The sequence below is a fragment of the Mycolicibacterium litorale genome, from assembly GCF_010731695.1.
GTDB lineage: Bacteria > Actinomycetota > Actinomycetes > Mycobacteriales > Mycobacteriaceae > Mycobacterium > Mycobacterium litorale.
On record NZ_AP022586.1, the window covers coordinates 1629270 to 1648238 of the forward strand.

15 protein-coding genes are annotated in these 18969 nt (G+C 69.1%); 3 read left to right on the plus strand and 12 right to left on the minus strand.

What is annotated here, in order from left to right:
- Positions 1-2: 2 nt before the first annotated feature.
- Both G6N30_RS07495 and G6N30_RS07500 read right to left on the minus strand, forming a co-directional pair.
- Positions 3-1367, minus strand: coding sequence for a cytochrome P450 (locus tag G6N30_RS07495; protein WP_134051521.1), 1365 nt, complete (start codon positions 1365-1367; stop codon positions 3-5).
- Positions 1368-1481: 114 nt separating this feature from the next.
- Positions 1482-2369 (minus strand): SDR family NAD(P)-dependent oxidoreductase, encoded by an 888-nt coding sequence (locus G6N30_RS07500; RefSeq protein WP_134051522.1) that lies wholly within the window; start codon positions 2367-2369, stop codon positions 1482-1484.
- A 253-nt stretch (positions 2370-2622) separates the two neighbouring features.
- Here G6N30_RS07500 and G6N30_RS07505 point away from each other — a divergent pair, with 253 nt between their 5' ends.
- A complete protein-coding gene (locus tag G6N30_RS07505) occupies positions 2623-4017 on the plus strand; it encodes a cytochrome P450 (RefSeq protein WP_134051523.1) in 1395 nt (464 codons plus the stop codon).
- On the opposite strand, the gene G6N30_RS07510 is transcribed toward G6N30_RS07505, so the two are convergent.
- From G6N30_RS07510 to G6N30_RS07555, 10 genes are all read right to left on the minus strand, one after another.
- Positions 3984-4835, minus strand: coding sequence for a class I SAM-dependent methyltransferase (locus tag G6N30_RS07510; protein ID WP_134051524.1), 852 nt, complete (start codon positions 4833-4835; stop codon positions 3984-3986). The two genes, G6N30_RS07505 and G6N30_RS07510, sit on opposite strands and share 34 nt — an antisense overlap.
- An 85-nt stretch (positions 4836-4920) precedes the next feature.
- The gene (locus G6N30_RS07515) at positions 4921-6993 is read right to left on the minus strand and encodes a hypothetical protein (RefSeq protein ID WP_134051525.1); all 2073 of its coding nucleotides are present in this window, start codon (positions 6991-6993) and stop codon (positions 4921-4923) included.
- Between the two features lie 96 nt (positions 6994-7089).
- Positions 7090-9282, minus strand: a complete 2193-nt coding sequence (locus G6N30_RS07520; RefSeq protein ID WP_134051526.1) for a malate synthase G — start codon at positions 9280-9282, stop codon at positions 7090-7092.
- Between the two features lie 59 nt (positions 9283-9341).
- Positions 9342-10259, minus strand: coding sequence for a 3-methyladenine DNA glycosylase (locus G6N30_RS07525; protein WP_179965561.1), 918 nt, complete (start codon positions 10257-10259; stop codon positions 9342-9344).
- Positions 10259-11311: a hemolysin family protein gene (locus tag G6N30_RS07530; RefSeq protein ID WP_134051527.1), complete on the minus strand. Its 1053-nt coding sequence runs from the start codon at positions 11309-11311 to the stop codon at positions 10259-10261. Before G6N30_RS07530 ends, G6N30_RS07525 begins: the two co-directional genes overlap by 1 nt.
- Complete coding sequence (locus G6N30_RS07535) at positions 11311-12696, minus strand: hemolysin family protein (protein ID WP_134051528.1); 1386 nt, start codon at positions 12694-12696, stop codon at positions 11311-11313. Before G6N30_RS07535 ends, G6N30_RS07530 begins: the two co-directional genes overlap by 1 nt.
- Positions 12697-12911: 215 nt before the next feature.
- Positions 12912-14348: a GuaB1 family IMP dehydrogenase-related protein gene (locus G6N30_RS07540; protein WP_134051529.1), complete on the minus strand. Its 1437-nt coding sequence runs from the start codon at positions 14346-14348 to the stop codon at positions 12912-12914.
- An 83-nt stretch (positions 14349-14431) separates the two neighbouring features.
- Positions 14432-15892 (minus strand): NADP-dependent phosphogluconate dehydrogenase, encoded by a 1461-nt coding sequence (gndA, locus tag G6N30_RS07545; protein WP_134051530.1) that lies wholly within the window; start codon positions 15890-15892, stop codon positions 14432-14434.
- Between the two features lie 54 nt (positions 15893-15946).
- Complete coding sequence (locus G6N30_RS07550) at positions 15947-16897, minus strand: M56 family metallopeptidase (protein WP_134051531.1); 951 nt, start codon at positions 16895-16897, stop codon at positions 15947-15949.
- Between the two features lie 14 nt (positions 16898-16911).
- Positions 16912-17328: a BlaI/MecI/CopY family transcriptional regulator gene (locus tag G6N30_RS07555; protein WP_134051532.1), complete on the minus strand. Its 417-nt coding sequence runs from the start codon at positions 17326-17328 to the stop codon at positions 16912-16914.
- A gap of 203 nt (positions 17329-17531) precedes the next feature.
- Here G6N30_RS07555 and G6N30_RS07560 point away from each other — a divergent pair, with 203 nt between their 5' ends.
- Positions 17532-18302 (plus strand): iron reductase, encoded by a 771-nt coding sequence (locus G6N30_RS07560; protein ID WP_134051533.1) that lies wholly within the window; start codon positions 17532-17534, stop codon positions 18300-18302.
- A gap of 204 nt (positions 18303-18506) precedes the next feature.
- A complete protein-coding gene (locus tag G6N30_RS07565; protein WP_134051534.1) occupies positions 18507-18911 on the plus strand; it encodes a PaaI family thioesterase in 405 nt (134 codons plus the stop codon).
- Positions 18912-18969: the final 58 nt, after the last annotated feature.

Consider the following 18969-nt stretch of genomic DNA (forward strand, 5'->3'; position numbering starts at 1 on the left):
CGTCAGCCGCGATGACCCTGCCAGACGGCGTCACGATAACCCGTCCGGTGTACCACGTCGGCCCTGCGTCGGTAGACCACCGCGCGGCCCCCCTGGGCGGGAGCGAACACCACGCCACGGTTGTGAGCTCGTTCGCCGGGTGTGTCGGTCGGCTCGAACCGCAGCTCCCGCAGCAGTGTCCGCAAGATGACGTCCACCTCCATACTCGCGAAGGACGAGCCGAGACAGCGGAAGATGCCGCCGCCGAATGGCACCCATGCATCCGGCTTCGGCGCGTCACCGAGAAACCGGTTCGGGTCGAACACGTGCTCGTCCCGAAAGCTCTTCTGGTGAGCCAGGACGATGCTCGGCATCAATGTGCAACCCTTCGGGATGACCCACGGGCCGAGCCGGATTCGCTGCTTGGCTCCGCGGAGGGTGGAATCGACCACCGGACGGGTCCGCTGAACTTCCGAGATCGTCGCGAGCCGCAGCTCCGAACCGCCCGCGTCGACCTCGTCGACGAGCCGGCTCAACAGTCTCGGATGCCGGCGTAACCGCTCGATCACCCAGGCCATGGTCGCCGAGGTGGATTCGTGACCTGCGGCCATCAAGGTCAGCAATTCGTCGGCGATATGCCGGTCCGGCATCGGACGACCGTCCTCGTAGCGGGCTCGCAACAACACGGCGAGCACGTCGCTACGCTCCGTGATGTCGGGGTCTACTCGCGCGTCGGCGATGAGCGAATCGACCACGGCGTCGATGCGACGGCGGTACTCCAAGAATCGCCCCCAAAGGCTCCATCTGCCGAGATCGTGCCGCACCACTGATGGCAACAGGCCGATACGGGACAGCAGCGTGACAGTCGGCGGCAGGACCGACCGCAACTCATCGAGTGCATCGCCTTCGGCCCCGAACAGCGCGCGCAGAATGCCGCCGAGCGTGATGCGGATCATCGGTTCGAGCGTCGCGAATTCCCGGCCCTCCGGCCAAGTAGCGATCTCTCGCATCACCTCTTCTTCGATGATGTACTCGAAGTTCTTCACACGCTTGCCGTGAAAGGGCGGAGCGAGGACCCTGCGACGCTCGAGGAATTCACCACCGTCCAGGCCCCAGGTGGACCCGGGGCCGATGGTCTCACCGAAAGTATGGACCGGTCGCCCCACCAGATCGCCGCTCGTACTGAACAGGTCCTTGACCAGGTGCGGGTCGCCGACCACCACGGTGGGGCCGAATATCGGTAGGTCGACGGTGAACTCGCTGCCGTAACGTCGCTGTAGTTGCGCGACCACCCTCTGTCGCGCGGTCAACAGTCCGATGCCCTGGACGGTCTTCGGGAGTCGTGGACCAGCCGGTAATCTGATCGGCTCCGCCGTGGTCACCGCCATCGACGCCTCCCTGCGCCGGTGGTTCGAACATATCGGAGGTGGACGCGTCCAGGGGTGACAATGCGTACATCATGCCGGGCAGTTGAACTCAAAATCGTGCCATTTCAATATGATTCAGGAGCCAGCGCCGTCCTGAGCAGCGTCTTCGGCGATCGGGGGTGGAGTGCTGGGCGGATCCACCTGCCGGATGCGGTGGAGCATCACGTTCACGGCCCGCATGGACAGGGACGGAGACAGGCGCTCCAAGTACCACAGCGCCTTCCACCATGCGGGCACCACGATGATCGCCTTCCCCCGCAGCACCGATCGAAGGGCGCGATCGGCGAAGACGTCGGGCGAGATCGGCCGCACCGACTCCGCGCGGCTCAAGAGTTGTTCGTCGCTGACGCCGTCGTTACGCCCATAGTGGCCGCCGGTCAGAATCGGAGTTCGCACCACGCCCGGACACAGCACGGAGACCTGCACCCCGTGTCGCTTGGCTTCCACGCGTAGTGTTTTCGAGATCGCGACCACGGCATGCTTGGTGGCGGCGTAGCTGGCCTGGCCGACGGTCGTGACCAGGCCGGCCAACGACGCGGTGTTAACGATGTGTCCGGAGTGCTGCCCGATCATGATGGGGTACACGGCCTGGATGCCGTGCACCACACCCAGCAGGTTCACGTCGATCACGTCGTACCAGTCGTCGAGCGCGTACGAGTCGACCTCACCGCCGACCCCGATACCGGCGTTGTTGAACAGGTAATCGATCCGCCCGGATCGCCGAACCGCTTCGGTCACGGCACGTTCGAAGGACGGGTAACTCCGGGCGTCCAGCTCGATCGCGTGCGCCTTGCCCGCGCTGCCGTTGTTGAGGCGGTCGGCCAACTCCTCGGCCGGGCCGATCTGACGATCAGCGATCCAGACTTCGGCGCCCTGGTCGGCCATCCTCGTTGCCAGCGCGGCACCGATGCCCGAAGCGCCACCGGTGACGAACGCACACTTCCCCGACACATTCGAGGCCATGGCCACGAGGATAACGGCGTAACTCCTCCAGGAGAAGACGTGGCCGGGGTCCCGGACCGTGATCCGTGCGTTGTCTCAAATCCGTTGCCTCGCAACTGATGATCGATCTTGATGCGTTGTCGTGTTTCACGAATCGTTGCGCTGAGAAGGACTGCGCGTCCGAGCCGAGGTGGAGTCGATTGTTGGCGCCAAACGACTTCCAGGGCGCCCCACGCTCGGATACCTTGGGATGACGGCATGGAAGGGTCACGCCATGGGATCAGCGACAACCGAGCCGGATCTGCTACCACCCGGACCGAGGGCGCCGAAAATCGTCCAGGGCCTGGCGTTCCTGGCCGCGCGACGCCCGGTCATGGCCGCTCTGGGCAAGCGGTTCGGTGGTGCCTTCACGCTCGATCTCCCCGTGCTCGGGCACACGGTGATGGTCAGCGACCCCGAACTCGTCAAAGACCTGTTCAGCACCAGCAGAGACCTGGTGGGTAGGGCTCGCCCCAATCTGGGCGAGATCCTCGGGCCCGGGTCCATGTTCAACCTCGACGGCGACGAACTGTTCGAGCGCCGCAGACTGCTGGCACCTCCTTTCCACGGCAAGCGCGTCGGCAACTACGACAGGATCATCGAGGACGAGGTGATGCGCGAGATCGCGCACTGGCCCGAAGGCCGCGAGTTCGAGACCCTCGAATCGATGATGCGGATCACCCTCAACGCGATCTTGCGCGCCGTGTTCGGTGCGGAGGGACCAGCACTCGACGAGTTGCGTCGCCTGCTGCCCCCCGCGGTCCGGCTGGGCGCCCGCATCGGCCTGCTACCGGAGGCGGTGCGGCGTGATTACGGCCCGTGGAGCCCGGGCGGGAGGTTCCGCGAACACCGCAGGCGGATCGACGCCGTCATCGAGTCACTGATCGCCGAGGCGCGCGCCGACCCCGGCTTCGCGGACCGCACCGACGTCCTCGCGCTGCTGCTGCAGGCGCGCTACGAGGACGGCGAACCGATGTCCGATGCGCACATCGCCGACGAGTTGCTCACCTTGCTCACCGCGGGGCACGAGACGACGTCGACGGCCTTGGCGTGGGCGGTCGAGCGGTTGCGCCGGTATCCCGCGTTGCTGTCCCGGCTGACCGCTGAGGTGGACGCCGGCGGGTCCGAACTGCGACAGGCGACGATCTGGGAGGTGTTACGGACGCGGCCGGTACTCGACGGCGCACTGCGCCGCACGAAGACCCGAATCCGCCTGGGGGACTGGGTTATTCCCGAGGGATACACCATCATGGCCAGCGTCCAGCTCGCCCACTCGGCAGAGGCGAGCTTTCCGGATGCGGCGTCGTTCGACCCGGACCGGTTCGTCGGCGCCGCCCCGAAGCCGGTCACCTGGATTCCGTTCGGCGGTGGCATCAACCGCTGTATCGGCGCCGCATTCGCCAACATGGAGATGGACGTCACCCTGCGCACACTTCTGCGGGAACTCCGTTTCGTCCCGACGGACGCTCCCGGTGAACGGGCCAGCAATCGAGGCGTGGCCTTCGCGCCGGCACGGGGCGCCCGGGCCGTGGTGTACCGGCGAACCGCGGGCACGTTCGATGCCGGTGACGCGGCGGCGTCGAGGGAGCGTGCCGGTCATCGAGTTCCGTCCGGCGGATCGAAGCGATAACAGAGCACCCGCGCTTTGCTCGCCACCGCCGGCACGCGGGCGCCCAACCGGCTACCGATCCGCAGCAGGGGCGGGAACAACGCCACCTCCGGTTGCCGCATGGCGCTGCTCTCCTCGACGAGTCGCATTCTCGCGCCCCAGGTCTCGGGGTGGTGCGCATCGCGAAAGCCCCGAAACTCCCACTGGCCGTACATCGTGCGGAACATCGGCTTCCTCGCCATGATGAGCTTGGCCAAGCGGTTCAGCCGGCTGACCGTGCCGTAGTCGTTGAACGCGATCATGCCGAGCCGGAAGTGTTCGGTGATGCGGCCGGCGGTCGCGGCGACGACCGCGTCGGGAAGGAAAGGGAACAGACCGTCGGCGACGACGATCGCCGGCCGGTCAGCGGGCATCACGCGGAGCCAGTCCGTCTCCGCCACCGAGGCGGCCAGCGAGTGAGACCGATAGCGGTGGGGCAGCACGCCATCGCGCAGCGCGGTCATCTCCGGCAGGTCGACGCTGAACCAGTCGACGCTCGGCGGGGGATCGACGCGGAAGACGCCGGTACTGAGTCCCGCGCCAAGGTCGACCACCACGGCATCGGGCTGCTCTGTGACGAAGCGCCGGATCATGTCGTCGAGCATCCGGGCCCGCAGCGCCACCAGACACACGACGCTGGGGGTCACCCCCAGGCCGGCGAAGTCGAAGTCGATCCCGGCGACCACCTCGTCGGCGAGGGTGTCACCGAGAATCGAACGCGGCGAACGGCTGTCGAGCGCCCGGGCGTACGCCGTGGCCAGCGCTGTCTGCTGGACGGGGCTCAACGCGCCGGCATCCATGTCCCTCCCTGGGCGGCCTATGCGACGAGTCTGCACCAGGTCGCCCAAGATCACGGTGGAACGCCGTGGGGAAGCCGCTCACACCTCAGCGCAGCATCGCGGTGATCGCCGCGGTCAATTCGGGCGAATCGGAGGTGGCCAGGTTCTGGTACTGGCCGCCGGTCGTCCGGGCGACCGACTCCCACGTCCCGCGGTCGGCGTCGTCGCCGAAGTCCACGACGTTGACCGCGACCGGGCGGGCCGGATCGAACGCGTCGCGGATGAACGCCTCGAGGCCAGGACCGTCGAGCGTCCGGTCGGTGTGCGGCCCCTGGGTGATCACCAGGACCGAGTTCGGCTGGCCGGCGCGGAACTTCGCGAGCGCGTCGTTGTAGACCAGCCGCAGCGTGGTGAACGACACCGCGCCACCGGAGGTGGACGACAGTGAATCGAGCGTCGTGGTCAGCGCGGCCGACCGCGGTTGACCATCGACCGGCTCGGACAGCGGTCCGGTGGAGACCTGTGAGGATCCGGAAGCGCCGTCGAACGTCCACAGGCCGAGCGCCGTGGTCGGCGGCAGCGCCTGCACCCGCGGGATCAGCGCGTTGACGACATTGCCCATGCGGGTGTTGGCGCCCTCCGTCGCGGGCATCGACAGATCGAGCATGATCGTCGTCGTGCTGGCCTGCGCCGGCGAGGTCAGGGCGTCGGCCAGCTTCACCCGCGCCGCATCGTCACCGACCGACAGCGGCGCGCCGAGCGCCGGGAAGTCGGTGACGTCGCTGCGCGGCGGGGTGCCGCCCGGCGTACGGAACCCGGCCTTGCTCAGCTCGGCGAGGCGGTCGGGCTCGCGCATGAACCGGGCGAACTGGCTGGCCGCGGTGACCTGTTCGCGTTCGAGCCAGTCGCCGGACAGCAGCACCGTGGGGTAGTCGGCGGTCGCCACCGGACCCGGCGGCAACCACGAGGTGAGGGTCTGCCTGGCGTTGGGCAGCGCCGCGGCACGGGCCACCACCTGCTGTTCGGTGGTGGCGACGGCGTGTACCGATGCCCTGGCCGCGTCACCCTGCAGCAGCGCCGACATGGCGGCGTCCGCGGTGTCCCCGGGCAGTTCGGGAGCGCCGGCGGCCAGCGTGTTGATCGCGGCAATCCCGTCGGTGGCCGGGGCGCCGTCGGGTGCCGTGGCCGCGGCGACGGCTTCGGCCGCCAGATACGACGCGTCGGCGTTGCCGCTGCGCGGCAGGGCGAGCTTCAGTGCGCCCCAGCCGGGCAGGCCGAGGCCGTCCAGTGCTGCCGGGTTGGTCTGCAGACCGGGCAGCGTGCCCCAGTTCTGCTGCGCCAAAGCCGGTTTGAGCTCGGGCCGAACTGCGAGCACGACCGGTGAGCTGACGAGTGTGCGGGCGTCGCTGACGGTCTTCTGGTCCGTCGCCGCCTCGAGCCTGGCCGCCGAGACACCGCTCGCCGGAATCCACAGTGCCGGGCGTTCGCCGAGGTCTGCCGGCCAGTTGTCCTTGAAGCCGGTGATCACCTGCTGCGAACCGGCCGGTTTGACCCCGACCTTGACACACCGGTCGCCGACGGGGGCGGCGTTCTCGTTGTACTGGTCGGCCAGTCCGCGAATGGTGTCGGCGATCGACGGGTCGGCCAGCACGGCGACGTCGAGGTTGCCGTCGACGCAGCGCGCCGAAGCCGCATCGCTGCGATCGGACAGCGCGTCGCCGAAGAAGCGCCACAGGATCACGCCGCCGACCACCACGACCACCGTGACGAGCGCGGCGATGACACCGAGGCTGATGCCGCGCCGTCCCGGCGTCACCGCCCGATGGCTGCCGGTCCATTCGCCGCCGTCCCATCCGGCGCCGTGCGCGGGCCCGGCCGGCCCGGTCGGTGGCGGAGGACCGGCGGCAGTCCGACCGTCGTCCCGGGCGTCCACGTCGGCCGGGTGATCGTCGGCGTAGTCGTCATCGGGGTGGTCGTCGGCGGGATAGCCGTAGCCGCCGGCGTAGTGGACGTCAGTGTGGTCGTCCTCGTAGTCGTCCGGACGCACCACGGGGAACTCACCGCTGTGCCGTCCGGACGGCCCGAAACCGGAACCGTAGCCGCCGTCGTCGATCCCGTCGTTCGGGACACCGGTCTCGTCGTCGGAGTCCTCGGGATCGGGAATGCTGTGCCTACCCACTCAGGCCCCCGTACTCGCGTCGTCGCTCGTTCATCGCTGGGTCATCGCCGTTCGCCATCCGCGCCCCGGGCAGTCTAGTCGCCCGCCGGCGCGATCTCAGGCGCCGGCAACGCTGGCTTTGTACTCGCGTCGGCGCCGGTGCAGGATCGGCTCGGTGTACCCGTTCGGCTGGGCCGCACCGGCCAGGATGAGCTCTTGGGCCGCCTGGAAGGCGATGCTGGAATCCGGGTCGGTCGCCATCGGCTTGAAGTCGGGGTCCTTGGCGTTCTGTTCGTCGACCACCGCGGCCATCCGGCGCAGGCTGGTCTTGACGTCGTCGGAGGTGATGACCCCGTGGCGCAGCCAGTTGGCGAGCAGCTGACTGGAGATCCGCAGCGTGGCGCGGTCCTCCATCAGCGCGACGTCGTGGATGTCGGGCACCTTCGAGCAGCCGACGCCGGCGTCGATCCACCGCACCACGTAACCCAGGATCGACTGGCAGTTGTTGTCGACCTCCTCGCGGATCTCCTCGGGCGCCCACGCCAGCTCCTTGGCCAGCGGGATCGTGAGCAGATCGTCGATGCCGGCACGCGTCTTGCCCGTCAGCTCCCGGTGCACCTCGTACACGTCCACCTGGTGGTAGTGCATCGCGTGCAGCGTGGCCGCGGTCGGCGACGGCACCCACGCGGTGGTGGCGCCCGCCTTGGGCTGGCCGATCTTCTGCTCGACCATGTCGGCCATCAGATCGGTCATCGCCCACATGCCCTTGCCGATCTGAGCTTTCCCGGAGAATCCGGTGGCCAGACCGACGTCGACGTTCTGGTCCTCGTAGGCCTTGATCCACGGAGTGCTCTTCATCGCGCCCTTGCGGATCATCGGGCCGGCCTCCATCGACGTGTGGATCTCGTCGCCGGTGCGGTCCAGGAAGCCGGTGTTGATGAACACCACGCGGTCGGCGGCGGCCTTGATGCAGGCCTTGAGGTTCAGCGTGGTCCGCCGCTCCTCGTCCATGATCCCGACCTTGAGCGTGTTCTGCGGCAGTCCGAGGACGTCCTCGACGCGGCTGAACAGGTCGACGGTGAACGCCACCTCGTCGGGGCCGTGCATCTTGGGCTTCACGATGTAGACCGAGCCGGTGCGGCTGTTGCGCAGCGGACCGTTCTTGTCGCTCTCCTTGAGCCCGTGGGTGGCGATCAAGCCGGTGAACAGCGCGTCCTGGATGCCTTCGAAGACCTCGTTGCCGTCGGCATCGGTGATGGCGTCGTTGGTCATCAGGTGTCCGACGTTCCGCACGAACAGCAGGCTGCGGCCCGGCAGCGTCAGCTCGCCGCCGTCCGGCCGTGTGTAGGTGCGATCCTGGTTGAGCACGCGGGTGAAGGTCTTACCGCCCTTGGCGACCTCCTCGCTCAGATCACCGCGGTTGAGGCCCAGCCAGTTGCGGTAGCCCAGCACCTTGTCCTCGGCGTCGACCGCGGCCACCGAATCCTCGAAATCCATGATCGTGGTGACGGCGGACTCCAGCACGACGTCCTTGATGCCGGCCTGGTCGGTGGAGCCGACGGGGGAGTCGGGATCGATGAGGATCTCGATGTGCAGACCGTTGTTGCGCAACAGGATCGACCACTGCGGCGAGCCGAGTTCGCCGGTGTAGCCGACGAACTGCTCGGGAGCCGCCAGCCCCGTCGCCAGCCCGTCGCCGTACTCGACGAGCAGCTGGCCGTCGTCGATCCTGAGTCCCGTCGCGTCACGCCACTGACCGGATGCCAACGGCGCAGCGCCGTCGAGGAATTCGCGGGCGTAGGCGATCACCTTGTCGCCGCGGATCTTGTTGTAGCCCGACCCCTTCTCGGCGCCGTCGTCCTCACTGATCACGTCGGTGCCGTAGAGCGCGTCGTAGAGCGAGCCCCACCGGGCGTTGGCGGCGTTGAGCGCGAACCGCGCGTTGAGGATCGGCACCACCAGCTGCGGGCCTGCGGTCGCGGTGATCTCGTCGTCGACGTCGGTCGTGGTGATCGTGAAGTCACCGGGATCCGGCTGCAGGTAACCGATGTCGACGAGGAACTGCTTGTACTCGTCGGCGTCGTGCGGCCCGATGGCGCGCTGGCGGTGCCACTTGTCGAGCTGCGCCTGGAGTTCGTCGCGGCGCGCCAGGAGTTCCTGGTTGCGCGGTGTGAGGTCGGCGACGACCTTGTCCACGCCCGACCAGAAGCTGTCCGGGTCGAGGTCGGTGCCGGGCAGCGCCTCGTTGGTGATGAAGTCGTAGAGCACCCGGGCCACGCGCAGGTTGCCCACCGTCACGCGATCAGTCATCGTCATTCCTCCTCGGCCGTGATTCCGCGCGCCATCCGGCACGCCGCCGTCGATCCAGCTTACCCATGGGTAATGGCAACGAACCCAGTGCGCACCGCCGTCGCGTCGGCCGTCGCCGATGCGGTGCGCAGCAGGTCACATCGCGCCGCCAATGTGGCGCGCAGCGGGACCGCCCGGTCGGCGATGTCCTGCTGCGCCCTGACGTATTCGGCCCGGCCCGCCGGGGTTTCGACGGCGATGGGCTCGAAACCGTAGCCCCGCAGATCATATGGACTCGCCCGCATGTCGAGCAGCCGCGCGTCGGCGGCCAGTTCCAGACAGTCCATGACCAGGTCCGAGTCCACCAGCGGCGCGAGTTTGTAGGCCCACTTGTACAGATCCATGGCCACGTGCAGACAGCCGGGCTGTTCGGTGTCGATCTGGCGGTCGCGGGTCAGCGGCTCCGCGTTGCGGCCGACCGCGGCGTCGGTGAAGAAGCGGTACGCGTCGAAGTGGCTGCAGCGCAACGGCATCGACTCCACCACCGCGTCGGTGCCCGCATGGCCGAGGCGCAACGGCACGGCATCGTGGCGGGTGTCGGGGGATCGGTACACCATCGCCCACTCGTGCAGTCCGAAGCAGTTCAGCCGCGCCGGCCTGGCGGCGGTGGCGCGCAGCAGGGCGGCCACGAAGTCCACGGTGTCGGTGCGCGAACGCAGGTGATCGACGGTCACGGCCACCCCGCCGGACACCTCGCCGTAGCCGGCGCGACCGACGTACTCGCGGGCCGCGGCGCCGCCGAGCACCACGCCGAACCCCGGATGCCAGCACCGCAGCCGGCGCGGCCGCAGGCTGTAATAGGTGAACAGGAAGTCCCACACCGGGTGAGCGCGGCCGGTGCGGCGCCGCTCCAGATGCGGGGCACAGAAGGCGTCCACCCGGTCACGGTGGGCACCCGCGCGCTGCACCCACACCGACTCATCGAGGAACTCGGACATCACCGCCGGTGAGTTCCGTCGCGCACGGTTCCGACGAGGTCCTCGACGAGATCCTCGAGCGCCACCATCGCGGTGATCGCCCCGTCCGAGGTGACCAGCGCCAGGTGGCTGTTGGTGCGGCGCAGCCGGGACAGCGCGTCGGGCAGTGGCAGTGACGCGGGAAGTTGCGGCAGCGGGCGCACCATCGACCGGTCGAGCACCGCATCGGGGTCATCGATCAGCGGCAACACGTCCTTGATGTGCAGATAGCCCAGGTACTGGCCGGAGGGTGCGGTGACCGGGAAGCGGGAGTAGCCCGTCTCGGTCAGCGCGCGCTCGACCGCGCCGGCTGTCGGGCCGCGGCCGGCGGCCGACGCCGGGATGGCGTGGATGGTGTCCAGTGGCATCGCGACGTCCTTGACCGTCCGGTTGCGGATCTGCAGGGCGCGGGTCAGCCGCGTGTGCTCCTCCGGATCGAGCAGACCCTCGGACACCGATTCCGCGATCATCTCCGACAGTTCGACGGTGGACACGTTGACGTCGAGCTCGTCCTTCGGCTCCACTCCCACCGCGCGCAGCGTCGCGTTGGCGCACCAGTTGTAGAACGCGATGAGCGGACGCGCCGCACGGATGTAGACGAGGTACACCGGGATCAGCAGCATCGCGGCGGACTCCGGGCCCGCGATCGCGATATTCTTCGGCACCATCTCGCCGAGCAGCACGTGCAGTGTGACCACCACGCTCAGCGCCACGACGAACGAGACCGTGTGCAGCACCGCGTCCGGGATGCCGAGCAAGCCGAACGGTTTCTCCAGCAGATGCGCCACCGCCGGCTCGCCGACCCGGCCAAGCAGGATCGAGCAGATCGTGATGCCCAGCTGCGAACCGGCCAGCATCAGCGACAGGTGCTCACCGGCGCGGATCACCGTCACCGCGCTGTTCTTGCCCTGCTCGGCCAACGCCTCGAGCCGGTCCCGGCGCGCCGAGATGAGCGCGAACTCGGAGGCGACGAAGAACGCGTTGGCCGCCAGCAGCAGCACGGTCAGCAGGACGCCGAACAGATCGCCACCCATCAGCGGTCCTCCTGCGGCTCGTCGTCACCGTCGTCGTCGGTGTCGCCGCGGCGCCCGAGTTCGGTCAGCTCGAGCAGGTCGATGCGGCGGCCGTCCATCTGCACGACCTTGGCCTGCCAGCGAATCGGATCCTCCAGCGGCCCGTCCGGGTCGAACGCGGTCAGTTCGACGGAGTCCCCGACCTCGGGGATGTGGCCGAGTTCCTGCAGCACCAGACCGCCGATGGTCTCGTACTCGCCGTCGGGGGCGCGGAAACCCGTTCCGGTGGCCACCTCGTCGATCCGCAGCAGACCGGAGACCTGCCAGCCCTCCCCGGCGGCCACCACGTCGGGGGTGGCGTCGTCGTGCTCGTCGCGCACGTCGCCGACGATCTCCTCGATCAGGTCCTCGACGGTGACCATGCCCGCGGTGCCGCCGTATTCGTCGACCACCAGCGCGGTCTGCAGTCCGTTGGCACGGATCTGGGTCATCACCGCGTCGCCGTCCAGCGTCGAGGGCACGGTCGCCACCGGGATCGCAATCGCCGCGAGCCGGGTGCGATCGCGGTCGCCGTGCGGCACCGCGAACACCTGTTTGACGTGCACGACGCCGATGGTCGCGTCGAGGTCACCCTCGACGATGGGGAAACGCGAGTAGCCGGTCTCGATCGCCGCGGCGATCAGGTCGGCCACGGTGTCGTCGGCCTGCAGCGCCTCGATCTCGGTGCGCGGCGTCATCAACTCCTCGGCGGTCCGCTCGCCGAACTGCAGCGACCGGTCGACCAGGACGGCGGTCACCGGATCGAGTGAGCCACTGCGGGCGGAGTTGCGCACCAGCGAGATCAGCTCCTGGACCGAGCGCGCCGAGCGCAGTTCCTCGGCAGGTTCGATGCCCAGCCGGCGCAGGACCAGGTTCGCGGTGCCGTTGGTCAGCCGGATCAGCGGCGTGAAGATCGTGGAGAAGAGCAACTGCGGCGGGGCCGCGGCGCGGGCGGTGGGCGTGGGTTTGGCGACCGCGAGGTTCTTCGGGACCAGTTCGCCGAAGACCATCGACACCGAGGTGGCGATCAGGATCGCGAGGAACAGCGCCGTGCCGCTGGCCGCCCGCTCCGGCAGCCCGATCGCGTCCAGGCCCGGGTGCAGCAGCCGCGCCACCACCGGCTCGGCCAGGTAACCCGTGGCCAGCGTCGTGATCGAGATGCCCACCTGGGCGCCCGAGAGCTGGAACGACAGGGTGCGGTGCGCGCGGCGCACGAGTTGGTCGCGGCGATCGCCGCTGCGCGCATTGGCCTCGACGGTGCTGCGTTCGAGTGCGGTCAGCGAGAATTCCGCGGCGACGAACACCGCGGTGCCGGCCGTGAGCACCACGATCGCCAGCAGCGAGAGGAGGGTGTAGGCGACGCTCATCGCGTCCCCACCATGGAGCCGGGCCGCGAGCCCGGCCGGCTAGGGGAGGGTTCGGCGTCGGATGGCTCGGCGGACGGGTGCTCGGCCCGGCAGGCCTCCGGTGCACACCGGGCCTCGGCGGGTGCCTGCGGCACGTGATCCCTTCCTCGGTCGGACGGCGGACGTCAACGGCTGACGGCGCGAAAGCTCAATCGTAACCGGGCGCCGGCGACGCGTCACCAACCGGTGGGCAGCGGTCGGCCCTCGGCGAAACCGGCCGCCGACTGCACTCCGAGCACGACCTTCTCGTGCAATTCGGGCAGAGTTGCGGCACCGACGTAGGTGCAGGTGCTGCGCACCCCGGAGGTGATGTGGTCGAGCAGGTCCTCGACACCCCCGCGCGCCGGGTCCAGGCTCATCCGCGAGGTGGAGATGCCCTCTTCGAACAGCGCCTTGCGGGCGCGCTCGAACGAACTGTCGGCGGCCGTGCGCGCCGCGACCGCCCGCTTGGAGGCCATGCCGTAGCTCTCCTTGTACGGCTGGTTGTCGCGGTCGCGCATCAGGTCGCCGGGGGATTCGTAGGTACCGGCGAACCAGGAGCCGATCATCACGTTGGCCGCCCCGGCGGCCAGGGCCAGCGCCACGTCGCGCGGATGGCGTACACCGCCGTCGGCCCACACGTGCGCTCCGAGTTCCCTTGCCGCCGCGGCACATTCGACGACGGCGGAGAACTGCGGGCGGCCGACGCCGGTCATCATCCGGGTGGTGCACATCGCGCCGGGACCGACACCGACCTTGACGATCGAGGCGCCCGCGGCGATCAGGTCGCGGGTGCCTTCGGCCGAGACCACGTTGCCCGCGGCGATCGGCAGGCCCAGCTCCAGCGAGGCCACCGCGCGGATCGCGTCGAGCATCTTGGTCTGGTGTCCGTGGGCGGTGTCGATGACCAGCAGGTCCGCCCCGACCTCGGCCAGCGCCCGCGCCTTCGCGCCGACGTCACCGTTGATGCCGACGGCGGCCGCGATGCGCAACCGGCCGTGCCGGTCGACGGCGGGGGAGTAGATCCCCGCGCGGATCGCCCCGGTGCGCGTCAGCACCCCGGCCAGCGTGCCGTCCGGTTCGGTGAGCACCGCGACGCCGACGGGGGTGTGTTCGAGCAGATCGAAGACCTTGCGCGGCTCGGTGCCCACCGGTGCGGTCACGAAATCGGTGATGGCCACGTCGCGCACCCGGGTGAAGCGGTCGACGTCCTGACAGGCCGCCTCGGTGATCAGGCCGATCGGCCGGCCCTCGAACACGACCACTGCCGCGCCGTGCGCGCGCTTGTGGATCAGCGCCATCGCATCCGAGACCGCGGCGTCCGGTTCCAGCGTGACCGGGGTGTCGACGACGAGGTCGCGGCTCTTGACGAAGTCGACGGTCTGCTGGACCGCCGAGATCGGCAGATCCTGCGGCAGCACCACCAGCCCGCCGCGGCGTGCCACGGTCTCGGCCATCCGCCGGCCCGCCACCGCGGTCATGTTCGCGACGACGACCGGGATCGTGGTGCCCGACCCGTCGACCGTGGACAGGTCCACGTCGAAGCGGGACGGGACGTCGGACCGTTGGGGGACAACGAACACGTCGTCGTAGGTCAGGTCGTATGCCGGGCGGTGGCCGTCGAGAAATCTCATCGGCCCCGAGTCTAATGACCGTCGAGACTGCGGTCAGATCGCGTTTGCGCTCGTGCTCGCGATCTGTGCGCAGTCTCGGCGCGTCAGGCCTCGACCTCGGTGCGGTCGCCGCTCCACAGCGTGTGGAACCGCTTGTCGCGATCGGCGTCGATGCGCCCGTAGGTGTGGGCGCCGAAGAAGTCGCGTAGCCCCTGGGTCAGGGCGGCGGGCAGGCGTTCGGTGCGCAGCCCGTCGTAGTAGGACAGCGCGGAGCTGAAGCCCGGGATCGGGATGCCCAGTTCGGTGGCCTTGACCACGACGCGGCGCCAGCTGTCGATCGCGGCTTCGATGGCGTCGCGGAAGTACGGGTCGACGATCAGCGTCGGCAGGTCGGCATCGTTGTCGAACGCCTCGGTGATCCGGTTGAGGAACTTCGCCCGGATGATGCAGCCGCCGCGCCAGATCCTCGCCATGTCGCCGGGGGTGATGCCCCAGTTGTATTCGGCGCTGCCCGCCTGGATCTGGTTGAAGCCCTGCGCGTAGGCGATGATCTTCGAGGCGTACAGCGCCTGGCGGATGTCCTCGGTGAACTGTGCTGCGTCGCCCGGTTTCTCGCCGAGGTTCCCGGAGGCCAGGCCCGTGGTGGCCTGCCGCTGGGCGACCGAGCCCGACAGCGCGCGGGCGAAGACGGCCTCGGCGATGCCGGTGACCGGCACACCGAGATCGAGCGCCGACTTCACCGTCCAGCGGCCGGTGCCCTTCTGTTCGGCCTCGTCCAGGATCAGGTCGACGAGCGGTTTGCCGGTCTTCTCGTCGATCTGGCGCAGCACCTGTGCGGTGATCTCCACGAGGAAGCTGTCGAGATCGCCCTTGTTCCACTCGTCGAACACGTCGGCGATGTCACCGGCGGACTTGCCGAGCCCGTCGCGCAGGAGCTGATAGGCCTCACCGATGAGCTGCATGTCGGAGTACTCGATGCCGTTGTGCACCATCTTGACGAAGTGGCCTGCGCCGTCCGGCCCGATGTGCGTGCAGCAGGGCACGCCGTCGACGTGCGCGGAGATCTCCTCCAGCAGCGGACCGAGCGATTCGTAGGACTCCTTGGGGCCGCCGGGCATGATCGACGGCCCGTTGAGCGCACCCTCCTCACCGCCGGAGATGCCGGCGCCGACGAAGTGCAGACCGCGCTCGCGGATCGCCTTCTCGCGCCGGATCGTGTCGGTGTACAGCGCGTTCCCGCCGTCGATGATGATGTCGCCTTCTTCCATCGCATCGGCGAGCTCGTTGATCACGGCGTCGGTGGCCTCACCGGCCTTCACCATGATGATCACGCGGCGCGGCTTCTCCAGTGCGGCGAGGAACTCCTCGATCGTCTCGCTGCGGACGAAGTTGCCCTCAGAGCCGTGCTCGGCCAGCAGCGCGTCGGTCTTCGCGACCGACCGGTTGTGCAGGGCGACGGTGTAGCCGTGGTGAGCGAAGTTGCGAGCGAGATTCGAGCCCATCACGGCCAGGCCGGTGACCCCGATCTGTGCGGTGCCTGCAGTGGACTTCTCGGACGAGCTCATGGGCACAGCCTTTCATTTTCTGTTGTGTGTCGCGATGTGACGAGACCAGTGGGTCTAGCGGACGAACAGCCGGTGCAGTTCGGTCAGCCACGGGACCGCCACCGCCACGGTGGGGACGACCAGCACGGCCGCGGCGGCGAGGTAGGCGGTGACCGCGAGCGCCAGACTGTTGGGCCTGCCGCCGAGACGGCGGACGCGGATCACGGTGGTCGGCCCGCCGGCGGCGAGCGCACCGGACGGGGCACGGCCGGCGGCACACGCGACCAGCGCGCGCGCCAGCGGCTTCGGGCCTGCGGTGCGCACGGCGGCGTCGTCGGCGAGCAGTTCGACCAGCAGGCGCACCGCGTCCAGCGCGCTGGCACTGCGGACGAAGCGAGGGAAGGCGGCGTGCACCGCGGTGAACATCTCGAGCACCAGGTCGTGGCGCGCCCGCAGGTGGGCGTTCTCGTGGGTCAGGATCGCGGCGATCTCGTCGTGCGAGAGCGTGTTCAGCGCCCCTTCGCTGAGTACGACGCGGCTGCGCACCCCGGGAAGGCAGTAGGCCAGCGGTTGTTTGACCTCGAGGACCCGCAGCCCGCTGGCCTGCCGGCGCACGTCGGTGGGCACCGCATCGCGGCAGAGGCCGAGCAGGTCGACCATCATGCGGTGGTGGGCGCGCCGGCGGCGGGTGGCGACGGCCACCTGCAGCACCGAGACGATCAGTCGCGCGCCGATCACCAGCGTGAGCGCGAACGCCACGACGTAGAGCAGCCACAGCTTCCAGCCGAGGACCTCGATCTCACTGGTGATGGTGGCGGTCGGCCTGCCGTCGGGACCGGGGACGAAGAGCCTGCTGGCGATGGCGATGCCGGCCGAGAAGGCCGAGAGCACACCGGCCAGTGCGATGGACTGCCAGAGCACTATCGCCGCGCGCGGAGCGCGCATCGGCCAGGTCGCGCGAGCCAACAGTGCCGGCACCGGCCCCACGAGGAGCAGCGCGACAACGGTGAAGGCCAGCGCGGACACTCCTCAATTGTCGCTCAGGCGGTACCCGAATCGCCAGCGGGCGGGGTGAGACGCTCCTTGCCCTCCAATTCGGCCAGCGCACGGCGCAGCGCAGCGGCCTCGTCGGCGCCGACGCGCTCGACGAAGTGCACCAACGCGGCCTCCCGGCTGCCGGAATCCGCGGCCTGATCGAGGGCGTCCACCATCAGCCCGGCGACGAGTTCGTCGCGGCCGTGGGTGGGGGCGTATCGGTGGGCACGGTCGTCACGGTGCTGCACCACCAGGTTCTTCTTCGCCAATCGCTGCAGCACGGTCATGATCGTGGTGTAGGCCAGGTCCCTGCGAGCGGCGAGCGCCTCGTGGACCTGGCGCACAGTCTGGGGCTCGCGGGCCGACCACAGGTGGTCCATCACCTCACGCTCGAGCTCACCCAGACGCGTCAACTTGGCCATTCTCCGTCACTCTCCTGAACAGTAGAACCAGGGTACTACCGCGCGTCGTATCCGACGCAGAGGAGCAACAGTCTTCCCCATCGCGGACATTCCCGCCCTGGTCACACGCCCTCATTGTGAAACCAATCACAGCTTCTGGTCCCCACCGGGCTCGTAGTTATAGTAAGGCTAACCTAACTCAAGCCGAGTCGCCGGGAGGTGCAGTGACGGTACTGATCGAGGATCCGCTGATCGCGGGCATGGCCATCAAGCAGCCGCTGCCGCTGCACGAATCGAGCCGTCGGCTGCGCGAGCTCTACCCCGAATGCCCGCGGGTCTACGGGGTGGCCGTCATGGGTGACCTGTCGCGGCGGCGGTGGTGGCCGCTGACCGAGGCGCTCACCGGGGACCGGCTCCGGGCGATGTTCGACCTCGCCTCGGCCGAAACCGACAACAAGGCCGCCGTCGCCCAACAGCTGGCGGCCACCCTGGCCCACGTCGTCCTCGGCCGCGTGATCCCGCTGCTCGTCCTCGAGGGCCGCGCCTGGGACACCGGCCTGGAGAACCTCTGGGTGCACGTCGACTCCGAAGGCGCCATCGACTGGGTGGGTGTCGTCGACCCCACGCTGCGCGCACTGCCGGACGACCCCTTCTTCGAAGACCGGCCCCGCGTTCCCCTCGGCGCACCGCAGGGCATCGTCGCGCTGCCCAGCGAGGCGGCGCTCGCGACGTGGGTCGCGCACCGCAGCCACCGGGCGCTCGCGCCGCTGTTCGGAAAGCTGGCCGCCATCAGCGGCGGCGCGATGTCCGTTGCGGCGATGTGGCATCTGGTCGGCGGAGCGGTCGTGGGGGCGGCCACCCAGGTGCCGCTGCTGGCCGGCTCGAGCGAGTGGACCAGCATGCGCCGCGGACAGGCCGTGCTCGACGCGCTGGTCGGCTTCGGCCTGCCGGTGCGCGGCGCGGTCCGCGGGGGAGGGAAGGTCTTGCTTAATTAGGGCAGCCTTGCCTATTCTTATGGCAGATCGATCGAGCACCACCAAATCGACCGAGAACCACCGGACCGCGCCGGAGTCCTGAGGGCTGCAGAGACCCCCGGTCCATCGAAGGACGGGCCCCGCACATCTTGTGCGGGGCCCGTCCGCCTTTTCGCCCCAACCCGTTTCGCGCCCGCCGCGGCGCGCGGTGTAGACACGACTGCTGTGACGACTCAGGTACCCGACCGACTCGGCGACGGCTATGACAGGGAACTCGGCCTCACCTATCTGGAGGTGACCCCCGACGGGGGCCGCGCGCAGCTGACCATCACCGACAAGCTCCTGCAGCCGTGGGGCATCGTGCACGGCGGCGTCTACTGCGCGGTGGTCGAGAGCCTGGCCAGCGTGTCCGCGCACGTCTGGCTCAGCGCCAACGGCGGCGGCACCGTGGTCGGGGTCAACAACAACACCGACTTCCTGCGGGCGATCTCGTCGGGCACCGTCACCGCGGTGTCCACTCCCATCCACCGCGGCCGGCGCCAGCAGCTGTGGCTGATCACGATCACCGACGAGAACGACAAGTTGGTGGCCCGCGGACAGGTACGGCTGCAGAACATCGCCGACGCCTGACGGGCGGCCGCGCGGCGAGCGCTGCTGAGCGCGCCGCGCCGTGGCAGGATCGCCCACT